Below are 14766 nucleotides of genomic sequence, written 5' to 3'. Positions count from 1 at the left end.
GAGTTTTCATCTCATATAAAACAGTAAAAAATCATGTAGTGAAAGCCAGTCTTGTATTCTCTATATTAAATTGAGAAAGGGTTTCGGGATGAGACCATTTCGAATCCCATTAGGTTGACAAACCCGAAGAAAAGCGAGTGCCCTACGTTCCAACGCTACATTTTACATTCCCTCAAGGTTGCCTAATAAATAAAGCGACTTCTGACTCTTTGGGTTTACTTCAGTTGTTGGTTTTTTTTTGTTTTAGGAACGACAAAACTTCCAAAAAGGCTGGTCCATTATCGACAAGTCTGTAATCCACAAAAGCACATCCATCCCTTTTTATTCTGTTTGGGATGGTTTCAATCGTATAGTCCTTTAACTGGAGATTTTCGTCCACTTCTTCCCAAAACAAAGGAGTAGCCACACCTGCGAAAGAATTTCCCCGTGGGGAATAAGGCTGGATGATGGTTTTTCCTTCACTATGCTGCACAAAGTCCAAGTAAAGTCGATTGTGCCGATTTATTTTCATTCTTTCGGTTGTAAAATCATTTGGATTGGAACTTGTTAAGTAGTCACCGAGAAAGTCGGTGAATATGCGTGTCTCCTGATAAGTAAATGTGTCTTCAGGCAGTGGGATGTGAATTTGCAGTCCTTTATTACCTGAAGTTTTTACAAAAGCTTTAATCCTTAATGATTCCATCACTTTTTTAATTTCCTGTGCGGCCTTTATTGCAAAGGAGAAAAATTCGATTGATGGGGGATCCAAGTCCAAGACGATTTCGTCAGGTCTTGTTTTACCCGCTTTCTGAAATGGGGCATGGAATTCCAATGCAAGCTGATTACCAAACCAAAGAAGCGTTTCAATATCGTTACACAGCATGTATTCGATATCCTCATCCATGAACGTTTTAATAAAAGCCGGCGCATAATCAGGTTTGTTTTTCTGGAAAAATCTTTCTTTATCCAAAGTGCCATGAGGATAGCGGATCGTCGTAAGCAGTTTATCCTTCAAGTAGGGTAAGAAGAAAGCTGAAACCTCTCGTAAATAATGAAGGTATTCAACTTTTACCACCTGTTTACCTTCAGTTATCCAAAGCGGTTTATCCCTGGAAGTTATTTGTACCGTATCTGGAAATGTGTATTGACCTAGCACAAATTTCTCCCAGGTACATTCATCGGGAGTCGTTTGTAAAAGCCATTGCGAAAACTGGGGTTCACGCAATTCATTTTCCTCGTATACGTGTAAGAATTGAACTTCTATGCAAATGGACGGATGGATATAAAAAAATTGTGCGTCTTCGTTTGATGCATTTTGCTTTATCAGTTGATGCAATATACTTTTATCTTGAGCACTCAGTCCATTTTTAACACTTCCGATTTTCGTTACGGCACCTTCCTTGAAAACTGCGAGGGAAACATAACCATTTTCTTTGTGCAATGCTGTAATGAAACAAGAAACGGTTTTCCAGTTTTTCACCTTAATCCAAGATGTAGTGCGTTTTCCTTCTTGCCAAGTACCCCTAATTTCCTTGGCGACAACCCCTTCGCCATCTAATAGGGTGACCTTATTCAAGGCACTTTCCAAAACGTCAAAACTTTCTATTAATTGTATCAAAGCCTTATCGTTGGGATCAGGCGGAATAGGAAAGCCAAGTTTTGCCCCCATATTCAACATCAATTCCCTACGTTCTTCCATAGGTTTAGCTGCTAAGTCTTTTCCGTTGATGCGAAGCAGGTCAAACGCTATAAACCGGCATGGGGAAAAGCGGGATTTTTCGGATATTAGGGATTGTTTACCAAGGCGTCCTCGCCACTGTATTTGAAAAAAGTCCGCTTTCGCTTCATTGGTAAGCCAGACCAATTCTCCATCCAACTGAAGCGGGAGATATTCTTCCAGGTCCAGTTCTTTGATGTAAGCAATGATTTCTGGGAATTGTGGTGATAATTCCTTCTCGTTCCGACTTGAAATGCTTATGGTATCGGAGTCTATCGTTAAAATAGCCCTAAAGCCGTCATATTTGACTTCATAACGCCAATCCTTGGAGCTGGGGGCTTCGGGGTAATATGTTGGCAGCATCGGTTTCATTTTTGTATCACCTCCGCAAAAAATTGATTAACATTATTTTGCCAAAAAAACGAAGTGTTAGAGTTGGCAATTGTTTTTTAGGTTTTTTTTGAACAAAGGGGAATAATAAAATTGTTCTTCTCTTTAAAAATAAGTTATGAGGTGACGAATATGCATACGATGTGGAAGGGGAGCATATCATTCGGTTTGGTGAACATTCCGATCAAACTTCATGCTGCAACGGAGGATAAGGATATTTCTTTAAGGACGTTGCATAAGGAATGTCATTCACCGATTAAATACGAAAAAGTTTGTCCGATATGCCAGAAAGAAGTGGGTAAGGATGATATAGTCCGCGCTTTTGAGTATACAAAGGGAAAATTTGTTGTATTGGAAGACAATGAACTAGAGCAACTGAAAAAACAAAACGAAGAAAAAGCCGTGGAAATTGTGGATTTCGTTAAAATTGAAGAAATAGATCCCATTTATTTCAATCGGAGTTACTACATGTCCCCTAATGATGGAGGGATAAAAGCTTATTCCCTTTTGAGGCAGGCCCTCAAGGAATCGAATAAGGTAGGATTAGCAAAAATCATCATTCGCTCTAAAGAACAAATGGCGGTAATCCGAGTCGTTGATAATACCTTGGTGATGGAAACGATTCATTATCCGGATGAAGTCCGTTCCACAGCGGATGTTCCGAATATCCCCGCCAATGATACCATTGCAAAAAAAGAAATCGATACTGCCGTATTATTAATAGATCAATTAACGACCACTTTCGATCCGACAAAATACACCGATGACTATCGAACCGCGTTACTTGAATTGATTGAATCAAAGAAAACGGGACAGACGACGATTACAGCCAAAACAAAAGAACCAGTTTCCAACAATGTAACCGATTTAATGGAGGCATTACAGGCATCCATTGACCGTACGAAACATGATGAACCGGAAAAGAAAAAGACGACCCGAAAGAAAGCGGCACCAAAAAAAAAGAAACAAGCTTAAACAGGAAGCTGAGCGGAAGACATATGGTGTCGCTCGGCTTTTCTGCTTGTTTTAGCAAGGAATCAGGCCTCTTATAAGGGAATGAAAGTGACTTTACAGGGAGGTATTTGAATAGGGAATGAAAGTGAAAATAGGTAAGTGAATCACGATTTAAGGATTAGAATGGAACTAAAAGAAAATGATGGATGATAATGAAGGCAAAAAAATTCGCTCCCTAAAGAGCGACAATGAGGAATTCAATCGTGAAAATCAACATATAGGCGAACGGTTGTAGTTTTCGACTATATATTGTGTTCATATTCTACCATATTTAATTCTGAAATAGCAACAAAATTACTGAAACTAACCTATGAATTTTTCTGGAAATCAATGATATTTCGCCCATTTAACGGCTCATGTGGCTTTTTCACTTCATATATTTTTAAAAACTACTGAATATAATGGATTTTTAGTATAATTTATACATATAGGATGATATAAATTAAATATGAATGGAAGATGCAAAATGGAAAATGGAAAAATCAAATCACTTCAGGCCGGAAAGCCGAAACATGAAAGTTTTTCGAATGTCGATATCTTTTCAGCCATGGATAAACAAGCACAGGATAATGTGACAGTGACTAAATCAGGCATAATTGGTGATGGGGTAGGTAATGAAAAGTTCCATGGAGGTCCTGATCGGGCTTTGTGCTTTTACCCCTTTGAGCATTATTCATTATGGAATGAAAGATTCTCTAAAAAGCTGGATATCCCAGCATTCGGTGAAAATTTAACCGTAGCGGGGATGAGGGAAGAAACCACGTATATCGGCGATATTTATCAAATAGGCGAAGTGATTGTTCAAATTAACCAGGGGAGGATACCTTGTTCGACCATTTCCCACTTCAATCAAGAACCTAAGTTTTTGGAACTCGTGCTGAAAACGAGTTTCACTGGTTATTTTGCAAGAGTACTTCAAGAAGGAACGATAAATAAACAAAACGAGATCGTGCTAATAGATCGTTTGCAAGAAAAAATTTCAGTTCATTATGCAGCAGAGGTAATCCTTCATAAACGAGATGGGCTGGAAGGCGCCAAGGCTTTACTTACTCTGGACCCATTAGCGGAAGACTGGAAACAAAGAATCTTGAAGAGGGTTCAGGCTGCAAAAGATTGAATCATTTTTGCAAAAGTGAAAAAAATGTCGATCAGGTATTGAAATTGACAGATTATTAATGTAAATTAAATATAATCTAATTTTGAAATCTTGTGAAAATTATATAAATGGATCTTATCGAGAGAGGTGGAGGGACTGGCCCGAAGAAACCTCAGCAACCAGCTTAGGCAAAGGTGCTAAATCCAGCAAGCAGAGCTTGATAGATGAGGAGAATGTTTCAAAAAACCTTCTTCTTTGAGAAGGTTTTTTTTCCTTTTCTCTCATACTCATAAAATACGACAAAAACAGGACTGTTTTTGAGAGAGGGTGTAATGATGAATTTTCGTAAAGAAGTGAAAGAAAGAATGCTGGTTGGGGAAGGGGCAATGGGGACCTTATTGTACTCAAATGGCATCGATCAATGTTATGAGGAATTAAACTGCACGAATCCGGATCAAATAGAGTCTATCCATCGTGCCTATCTGGAAGCTGGTGCAGATATCCTTCAATCGAATACATACGGAGCCAATTTCAACAAATTGAAACGGTATGGACTTGAAGATGAAGTAAGCAGAATCAATCGCCAGGGAGTCATTCTTGCTAAAAAAGCGGCAAAAGGAAAGGCTTATGTCTTCGGTACCATAGGGGCACAACGGAGTATCAGAAAATCGGATTTAAGCCTGGAAGAGATTAAACGGGGGTTTCGTGAACAGCTATACAGTCTGTTGATGGAAAATCCTGATGGGATTCTCTTGGAAACATTTTATGACCTGGAAGAGCTGGAAACCGTTCTGCAAATCGTAAAAAATGAAACTGGACTGCCGATCATCGCAAATGTCTCGATGCATGAACTGGGTAATCTCCAAAATGGAATCCATTTAAATGAAGCCTTTCAAAAACTCGAGCAATTGGGTGCCGATGTTGTTGGGGTGAATTGCCGTCTTGGTCCACATCATATGATCCGGGCCTTGGAAGAAGTGAGTTTGCCAAAGCAAGCATCGATTGCCATATACCCTAATGCCAGCCTCCCTGATTATGTGGATGGAAGGCTCGTCTATAAAGCCGTGCCGGAATATTTCGGTTCAAGTGCCCTGGAACTTCGTGAGCAAGGTGCCGCTATCATAGGCGGGTGCTGTGGAACGACGCCACTGCATATTCAAGCTGTAAAGAATGCGATCGGAAGTTTTGCTCCCGTAAAAGAGAAAGTTACGAAATCCCGTGAAATAGAAATAATTGAAGTGAACGAAAGAGAATTGGAACTTCCACTGTACGAAAAGGCCAAGACGGAAAGGACGATCCTGGTTGAACTTGATCCACCTAAAAAGCTGGGAATAGAGAGCTTCATGACCGGTGCAGAGGTTTTGAAAAAAGCAGGGGTCGATTCCATTACACTAGCGGATAATTCACTTGCCTCACCAAGGATATCGAATGATGCTCTGGCTAACCTACTGAAGAACCAATTGAATATTAATCCGATGGTGCATATAACATGCCGTGATCGAAATTTGATTGGCCTGCAATCACATTTAATGGGTCTGCAGACGGTGGGGCTGAATGAATTATTGATCATCACCGGAGATCCTTCAAAAATAGGGGACTTCCCGGGTGCCACTTCGGTTTATGATTTATCTTCCTTCGACCTTATAAGCATGGTCAAACAATTTAATGAAGGTCTTTCCTATTCCGGTCAAAGTCTGGGGCAACGGGCAAATTTTAAAATTGCGGCAGCGTTTAATCCGAATGTGAAATATTTGGATAAAGCAGTACTGAGAATGGAAAAGAAGATTTCCTGTGGTGCTCAATCCTTTTTGACACAGCCAATTTATTCGGTGGAGCAAATCGAAGAAGTACATGAAGCTACAAAACATTTAGAAACCCCGATTTTCATCGGTATCATGCCTTTGACAAGCACCCGGAACGCAGAATTCATCCATAATGAGATCCCAGGCATCAAATTGCCTGATAACGTAAGAAGGGCAATGGCTTTAGCGGGGGATGACCCTGTAAAGTCAAGGATTGAAGGGGTTAATATCGCGCGGGAACTGGTGGACGCGGCAAGGGAAAAATTCAAGGGCATATATTTAATCACTCCGTTCCTTCGCTATGAAATGACGGCGGAACTTACGAAATATATTAGAAAAGTCGATAGTAAACAGACATCAGAGGTGGCAGTACATGAATAAAAAAGCGATTCAAGATCAGTTAAATTCCAAGATTCTCCTACTTGATGGGGCGATGGGAACCATGCTTCAAGCGGAGGATTTGACAGCAGATGATTTTGGCGGGGAACAATTCGAGGGCTGCAATGAATATTTATCACTGACGCAGCCGGAAATCATCCAATCCATTCATGAAAAATATTTAGCGGCGGGCGCAGATATCATTGAAACAAATACCTTTGGAGCGACCAGCATCGTTCTTGAGGAATACCAAATAAGCACGATCGCCTACAAGCTAAATAAAATTTCAGCTGAGCTTGCCGTTAAAGCTTGTGAAAAGTATTCCAATGAGGAATGGCCAAGGTATGTAGCTGGCTCGATGGGCCCCACTACAAAAACGCTTTCCGTAACGGGCGGAACGACTTTTGATATTTTAACCGATTCTTATGAAGAACAGGCACTGGGTCTCTTGGATGGCGGTGTAGACTTGCTATTGGTGGAAACCTGTCAGGATATGCTTAATGTCAAGGCTGCCTTTTCTGGAATCAAAGCAGCATTCGCAAAAACAGGAAAAGATGTGCCTGTCATCATATCAGGAACAATCGAACCGATGGGCACGACACTTGCTGGCCAGTCCATAGAAGCTTTTTATTTATCGGTTGAACATATGAAGCCCGTAGCTGTCGGCCTTAATTGTGCAACAGGGCCGGAATTCATGATAGACCATATCAGGACACTTGCAGATATATCAAACAGCGCCATCAGCTGTTATCCGAATGCCGGGCTCCCTGATGAAGAGGGCCACTATCATGAGTCACCTACTTCCCTGGCAGAGAAAATGAAGCAATTTGCCGAAAAGGGATGGGTCAATATCATTGGCGGATGTTGTGGTACGACACCAGAGCATATTAAAGAACTTTCCAGGGTCCTCGAAGGCATGAAGCCCCGTACTATTACGGAAACTGCCCATGGTCATGCCGTATCAGGCATAGAGCCGCTCATTTATGATGATTCAATGCGTCCTTTATTCGTAGGTGAAAGGACGAATGTTATCGGTTCCCGAAAGTTCAAGGAGCTGATACGCGGCAAGCATTACGAGCCAGCAGCCGAAATTGCACGTAACCAGGTGAAAAAAGGCGCCCATGTCATTGATATTTGTCTTGCTGATCCTGATGGGGATGAGCTTGGCGATATGAAGGAATTTGTAGAAGAGGTCGTCAAAAAAGTGAAGGTCCCATTGGTCATCGATACTACGGATGAAGTTGTACTTGAACAAGCATTAAAACATTCACAAGGAAAATCGATCATTAATTCCATAAACCTTGAAGATGGTGAAGAGCGCTTTGAAAAAATAGTACCCTTAGTCCATCAATATGGTGCTGCCGTTGTCGTAGGAACCATTGATGAAATAGGGATGGCCGTCGATGCTGAACGGAAATTGGAAGTGGCAACACGGTCTGTGGATCTGCTCGTCAATAAGTACGGTCTAAACAAAAGTGACATCATCTTTGATCCGCTTGTATTTCCTGTAGGCACAGGAGATGAACAATATATAGGGTCTGCTTTAGAGACGGTGAATGGAATAAGGGCGATTAAAGAAAAGTTTCCAGAATGCCTAACGATACTTGGCATTTCTAACGTTTCTTTCGGTCTGCCAGCGAGGGGAAGGGAAATATTAAATGCAGTTTTCCTTTACCATTGTACAAAAGCGGGACTCGATTATGCCATCGTGAATACAGAAAAACTTGAACGTTTCGCTCTGATTCCGGAAGAGGAAGTGAAACTGGCTGAGGCACTCCTGTTTGAGACTTCAACTGAAACTTTAGCGATTTTTACCGAATTTTATCGTGGAAAAAAAGCTGAGAAGAAGGATAATGGTGTGATCCTGCCATTGGACGAACGTCTAGGTAACTATATTATCGAAGGAACGAAAGAAGGATTAATTGATGATTTAAATGAAGCGATTGAGCGCGGTGATACCCCATTGGAAATCATTAATGGACCATTGATGGATGGCATGAGTGAAGTGGGTCGGTTGTTTAATGACAACCAACTTATTGTCGCAGAGGTGCTTCAGAGTGCTGAAGCGATGAAAGCGGCAGTATCTCACCTTGAACCACTTATGGAAAACTCTGAAGATAGCGCTAAGAAAGGGAAAATCCTTTTGGCGACTGTCAAGGGAGATGTGCATGATATCGGGAAAAACCTAGTGGATATCATCCTATCGAATAATGGCTATGAAGTCATTGATTTAGGGATCAAGGTCGCCCCGCAACAAATCATTGAAGAGGTTCGAAAACATGAGCCAACCATCATTGGCCTTTCTGGGTTACTTGTCAAATCTGCACAGCAAATGGTTTTAACCGCTCAGGATTTAAGGCAAGCGGGAATAGATACCCCAATATTAGTGGGTGGGGCAGCATTATCACGTAAATTCACCGATTTTAAAATATCACCTGAATATGAAGGACCGGTTTTATATTCCAAAGATGCGATGGATGGTTTGGCTGTAACGAATATTTTACATGACTCTGACAAAAAAGTGGTGTACTTGGAAGAGTTAGTCGAGAAACGAGAAAGGTCGAAAGCGAATGCCGCCATTGCCGCCACGCTGGAAAAACCTGTCCGTAAGCAGTCCACAGCTGCTCCTTTAAGCGATGCTCCTGTTCAAATACCGCGTGACATCAAACGTCACGTCCTGAAAAACTATCCATTGGATGTCATCCAGCCATATATAAATAGGCAAATGCTGATTGGTCATCATTTGGGGTTAAAAGGTAAAGTTTCCGAACTGCTTAAGCAAGGGAATGAAAAAGCAGTGCAGCTCAATGATCTCGTTGATGAATTGATTGAATTCCTTAAGACGGAACCGGATTATGGCTTGCATGCAGTTTATCAATTTTTCCCTGCTCAAAGCGAAGGAGATAGGCTATTGGTATACAACCCGGACAATCATCAAGAGGTTTTGGAAACTTTCGATTTCCCAAGGCAAGATACGAGTCCGCATCTTTGTTTAGCGGACTTCGCGAAACCGGTCTCCTCCGGGCAAATGGATTATGTTGGTTTCTTCCTGGTCACTGCCGGAAAAGGAATCAGAAAATGGGCAGAAAAACTTAAGCTTGAAGGAGATTTCTTGAAAAATCACGCCCTTCAATCACTTGCTCTCGAAACAGCAGAAGGGTTTGCGGAAAGAATTCATCAATTAATGCGTGATGATTTAGGCATAAGCGATCCGATTGAAATGTCCATGAAAGAGCGATTTGCCGCTAAATACACCGGACAAAGGTTTTCTTTTGGTTATCCTGCTTGTCCTAATCTGGAAGACCAGGAAAAGCTATTCCGCCTGTTACAACCTCAAGATATTGGCGTGGAATTGACTGAAGGATGCATGATGGAACCAGAGGCTTCCGTTTCCGCCATTGTTTTTGCACATCCTGAAGCTCGTTACTTTAATGTCGATCGATAATTCATATTATAAGGCAGCGGTATTTTTTACCGCTGCCTTATTGCGCATGAATCCCCTATATTGGCACATCTTAATGGTCAAAAGGAAGGGGATGCAACACCTATGAAGAATAAGCTTAATTTATTTCTTTCCATGGCGGGTTCTTTCATTATTATTTTGTTCCTTATGGCTGTGCAAAACGTTCAAGTACATGCAATGGTACCTGAAGAGATGACACCGCTCCTAAAAAGTAAGGAAAATCAGAAAATCGCCTATTTGACTTTCGATGACGGTCCATCTTTGAATACCATCAAGATATTGGATATTTTGGACCGCTATCATGTTAAAGCCACATTTTTCGTTAAAGGCAACGAAGAGCCATACGCAAAGGAATGCTATCAGGAAATGATTTCCCGCGGTCATTCGATTGCCCTTCATTCATATACACATGATTATTCCATCATTTATCGATCGACTGAGGGTTTCTTTCAAGACTTGAATAGACTTGAAACCATGCTGCAAAAGGAGTATGGGTTAAAAAGCCGAATTGTGCGCCTTCCTGGCGGCTCGAATAATCGTCTGCGGCATCAGGCTGCCACTAAACCCATCATCAATGGAATCCTTCAACAACTAAAGGACAAAGGGTATATATACTTTGATTGGTCCATTGACTCGACAGATGGCTTCAGTCCGTCAATAAGTGAACGACAAATCATTACTGCTGTACAAAAAGGGACGAAAGATCAAAAGCATGTTAATATCTTATTGCATGATATCAATAGTATGAAAAATACAGTGAAAGCATTGCCTGATATAATTGAATTCCTAAAAAAAGAAGGGTATACCTTTGATACTATTGATGAGACAACCCCAAAAATGCATTTTAATTGATGAACACATTGTTTATCTATAGTAAATTAAGGTATAGGATATAGAGATTACATTGTGAAAGGATTTATCGTTTCTATGATGCCATCATTGTTTTTATCACATGGAACACCGCTATTAGCTTTGGAAAAGAATAGCTACACTTCTTTTTTGAAGGATTATATGCAAGCTATGAAGAAACCTGCTGCCATCGTTATTTTGTCAGCACATTGGGAAAATGAAGATCAAATGATTTCTGCAGTAGGGAAGCATGAAGTCATTTATGATTTTGCAGGATATCCTGAAGAAATATTTCAAATAACTTATCCTGCCAGGGGATGCCTTGAGCTTTCAGATCGAATTTTAACCTTATTGTCCAAGATAGGTGTATTGGGGGAACTTGATGAAAGGCGCCCCCTGGATCATGGAGCATGGGGGCTTTTGCATATCATGTATCCCGAAGCTGACATCCCGACCGTATCCATGTCCATCAGTCCTGCGCTGCCATTGGACAAGCAGTATGAAATTGGGAAAGCATTGAGAGAATTAAAGGAAAGTAATGTCCTAATCATAGGAAGCGGTGGAATTGTCCATAATTTCACCCAAATTCAGAAAGATATGCATGTTGCAGAAGGATGGGCAATCGAGTTTGAGAACTGGGTCGAAGAGAATATCATGAAATGGGATTTGCAATCTTTGTTCAATTATGAAAAAATCGCCCCTTACAGTACAGAGGCTGTGCCTTCCAAAGAGCATTTCATTCCATTGGTCATCGCAATGGGGTCAGGAGATGACAACAAAAAAGCTACTCTCCTGCACAGGAGCTTTCAATATGGCAATCTGAGTTTAACAGCTTGGAAGTTTGATTGAGGTGAAAGGGTTTTCAAATTAGTTAAATTTACCTGAAAAATAATCATTATACAAAAATACAAAATTCTTTTTTTAGCGAAAAAAAGACTTAAATGAGCAAAAAAGACAATTAAAAGCGATTTTTGACGAATTAAACAGAAATATAGTTTAAAAAAGGTTGCATAAAGTGGTTTAACCTTTGGATATTTCGACAAAAACATGTTAATATAACATCTGAAAACGTTTTATCCTTTAAAATTTTATTATTCAATAACCAAAGTTATTTAGTATATATCTTATATATATCATATATTTGGGGAAAATTTAGAAGAAAGAAATTTGGGGATGGATAAAACGAAATGAAAAAAATTATGAGAAAAATTTGGGGGTTTACAAAATGACCATCAATGATTCTAAGGTATACGACCAATGGAAAACTTTTTCGGGTCCAAACCTTGGGTATGTCATGGAGCAATACGATTTATTTCTAGCCAACCCGGAAGAAGTGGATCCGGAACTGAAAAACTTTTTTGAAGTATCTGGTCCTCCTTCGTTCGATGTATCGGCAGAAACAACGACTGGAAGTGCACTAACTGTACAAACTGGAGAAGTTCTTCCAATGAAGAAAATTATGTCTGCAGTTAATTTAGCTGAAAATATCCGTGCATACGGACATCTTGCTGCAAATATTTATCCTTTAAAAGAAGAAGCTCTGGACACTGAACAAATTCACTTTGAAAAATATGGCTTGACTGCAGATGATTTAAGGAAAATACCGGCTGACTTAATTTGTCCGGAATCACCTGAAGACGTGAAAGACGGATACGAAGCCGTACAATACCTAAAACAACTCTATACAAAAACGATAGCCTTTGAATTTCATCATGTTAATGACTTGGATGAAAAGCAATGGCTTACTGATATGGTCGAATCCGGAAACATGTTCCCGGAAGTGGGAAAAGAGAAAAGAGAACTATTACTTAAACGATTGAATGAAGTAGAAGGCTTCGAGAAATTCCTTCACCGCACATATGTAGGGCAAAAACGTTTCTCTATTGAAGGACTGGATGCTTTGGTTCCGATCTTAGATGAAATGATTTCACAAACTGTTCAAAACGGAACGGGGAATGTGAATATTGCCATGGCTCACCGTGGACGTTTGAATGTGCTTGCACATGTATTAGGAAAGCCATATGAGGTCATTTTCTCTGAATTCCAACATTCACCTAATAAAGATTTGGTTCCTTCCGAAGGTTCAACAGGCATTAACAATGGATGGACCGGTGATGTTAAATACCATTTAGGTCTGGATAAACAGATTACTAAAGCTAATATACAAAAAGCAAGGATTACACTTGCCAATAACCCAAGTCACTTGGAAGTGGTCGGCCCAATCGTGGAAGGGTATTCTCGTGCGGCTCAAGAAGACCGTTCAGAAAAAGGATTCCCTGTTCAGGACATTTCCAAATCCCTTGCAATCCTGATTCATGGTGATGCAGCATTCCCAGGTGAAGGAATTGTACCTGAAACGTTTAACTTAAGCCGTTTACGCGGTTATCAAGTTGGCGGCGCCATCCATATCATTGCCAATAACATGATCGGTTTTACAACGGAAAGTGAAGATTCACGTTCAACTTTATATGCTAGTGATTTGGCAAAAGGCTTTGAAGTGCCGATCGTGCATGTGAATGCAGATGATCCAGAAGCATGTATGGCTGCTGTGAACCTTGCTAACCTATATCGTGAAAAATACAACAAGGATTTCTTGATCGACCTGATCGGTTACAGACGTTTCGGCCATAACGAAATGGATGAGCCATTGGTGACTCAACCTGAAATGTATGCATTAATTCATAAGCACCCAACCGTTAAAGAGCTTTATGGGAAAAAACTTATTGAAACTGGCGAGTTCACTGAAGCCGAAGTTAAAGCGATTGCTGAGCAAGTGGATACAAGGCTTGCAGATGCATATGCGAAAATTTCCGGAAATAAACCGGAAGCTTCTAAAGAGTGTAATCCTCCTGGGATTATTGAAAAAGGACTTCCAGCGATTGAAACGGCAGTTCCGAAACAAGAACTTGTTACAATTAACGAAGAACTTGTTAAGTGGCCGGAAGGATTCACTCCTAATAAAAAATTAGGAAAGATTTTATCACGTCGCTTGGATTCCTTTGGTGCTGACGGAAAAATTGATTGGGCTCATGCCGAGACATTGGCATTTGCATCCATATTGAGTGACGGCACACCAATCCGTTTGACAGGACAAGATTCAGAGCGTGGAACATTCGCACAACGTAATATCATGTTACATGATAGTGTTAATGGCAAAACATATTCACCACTTCACACACTTGAAACTGCCAAAGCATCATTCGCTGTTCATAACAGCCCGCTTACTGAAACGGCAGTTCTGGCTTATGAATATGGTTATAATGTATTTGCACCTGAGACACTTGTATTATGGGAAGGGCAATTCGGTGACTTCGCTAATACAGCACAAGTGATCTTTGACCAATTCATCGCGGCAGGCCGTGCAAAATGGGGTCAAAAATCAGGTCTTGTCATGCTGCTTCCACATGGTTATGAAGGACAAGGACCAGAGCACTCAAGTGCACGACTGGAACGCTTCCTTCAATTAGCAGCTGAAAACAACTGGACAGTTGCCAACTTAAGTTCGGCAGCTCAATACTTCCATATCCTTAGAAGACAAGCTAAGATTTTGGATCAAGAGCAAGTACGTCCGCTAGTCATCATGACACCGAAGAGTATGCTCCGTAATCAAGTGATGGCTTCTACAGCAGAAGAATTCAGTGAAGGCGCATTTGAATCATTCGTAGAAACCAAAGCATTGGGCAAAAAACCTAAATCGGTTGAACGCATTGTTTTTGCTTCAGGTAAATTGGCGGTTGAACTTCGTGAAAAAGCGGCAACTGAAAAAAATACGGATTGGTTGCAAATCATCAGTATCGAAGAAATTTATCCATTCCCATTCACTGGAGTTCAAGAAGCCCTGAAAAAATATACAAATCTTAAAGAAATCTTCTGGGCTCAAGAAGAACCTAAAAACATGGGTGCTTGGACATTTGTTGAACCTCGCCTAAATGCAGCGGCTCCTGGCAATCTTTCAGTAACATATATAGGAAGGAAGCGCAGATCAAGCCCGGCTGAGGGAGATCCACTTGTCCATAAAAATGAACAACAACGGATTATGACTCAAGCAATTACACGCAATAATGAGGGGGAGAAATAA

Annotated in this window: 8 protein-coding genes and 1 riboswitch; of the genes, 7 read left to right on the top strand and 1 reads right to left on the bottom strand. The window is 40.7% G+C overall.

Translation table 11 applies throughout. The annotated features are described in order from the left end of the window. Positions 1–220: 220 nt before the first annotated feature. Complete coding sequence (gene ligD, locus ACSR9O_RS22765; protein WP_491725148.1) at positions 221–2068, bottom strand: DNA ligase D; 1848 nt, start codon at positions 2066–2068, stop codon at positions 221–223. A 150-nt stretch (positions 2069–2218) separates the two neighbouring features. On the opposite strand from ligD, the gene ku reads away from it, so the two are divergent. The 7 genes from ku to ACSR9O_RS22730 all read left to right on the top strand — a co-directional run bounded on the left by ku (position 2219) and on the right by ACSR9O_RS22730 (position 14766). Beyond that, positions 2219–3061, top strand: a complete 843-nt coding sequence (gene ku, locus ACSR9O_RS22760; RefSeq protein WP_491725147.1) for a non-homologous end joining protein Ku — start codon at positions 2219–2221, stop codon at positions 3059–3061. Positions 3062–3566: 505 nt separating this feature from the next. Next, positions 3567–4217, top strand: a complete 651-nt coding sequence (locus tag ACSR9O_RS22755; protein WP_452445237.1) for an MOSC domain-containing protein — start codon at positions 3567–3569, stop codon at positions 4215–4217. A 111-nt stretch (positions 4218–4328) separates the two neighbouring features. Next, positions 4329–4427: riboswitch (SAM riboswitch) on the top strand. Between the two features lie 104 nt (positions 4428–4531). Then, entirely contained in the window at positions 4532–6379 is a 1848-nt protein-coding gene (locus ACSR9O_RS22750; protein WP_101225212.1) for a bifunctional homocysteine S-methyltransferase/methylenetetrahydrofolate reductase, read from the top strand. Next, positions 6372–9821, top strand: coding sequence for a methionine synthase (metH, locus tag ACSR9O_RS22745; RefSeq protein WP_491725146.1), 3450 nt, complete (start codon positions 6372–6374; stop codon positions 9819–9821). Before ACSR9O_RS22750 ends, metH begins: the two co-directional genes overlap by 8 nt. A gap of 165 nt (positions 9822–9986) precedes the next feature. Then, positions 9987–10691: a polysaccharide deacetylase family protein gene (locus ACSR9O_RS22740; protein WP_491725145.1), complete on the top strand. Its 705-nt coding sequence runs from the start codon at positions 9987–9989 to the stop codon at positions 10689–10691. Positions 10692–10766: 75 nt separating this feature from the next. Continuing rightward, positions 10767–11537, top strand: a complete 771-nt coding sequence (locus tag ACSR9O_RS22735) for a dioxygenase family protein (protein ID WP_230175704.1) — start codon at positions 10767–10769, stop codon at positions 11535–11537. A 376-nt stretch (positions 11538–11913) separates the two neighbouring features. Beyond that, positions 11914–14766 (top strand): 2-oxoglutarate dehydrogenase E1 component, encoded by a 2853-nt coding sequence (locus tag ACSR9O_RS22730; RefSeq protein ID WP_101225208.1) that lies wholly within the window; start codon positions 11914–11916, stop codon positions 14764–14766.

The sequence above is a fragment of the Peribacillus sp. B65 genome, assembly GCF_058513295.1.
This window is presented reverse-complemented; position numbering and strand designations above follow the sequence as displayed.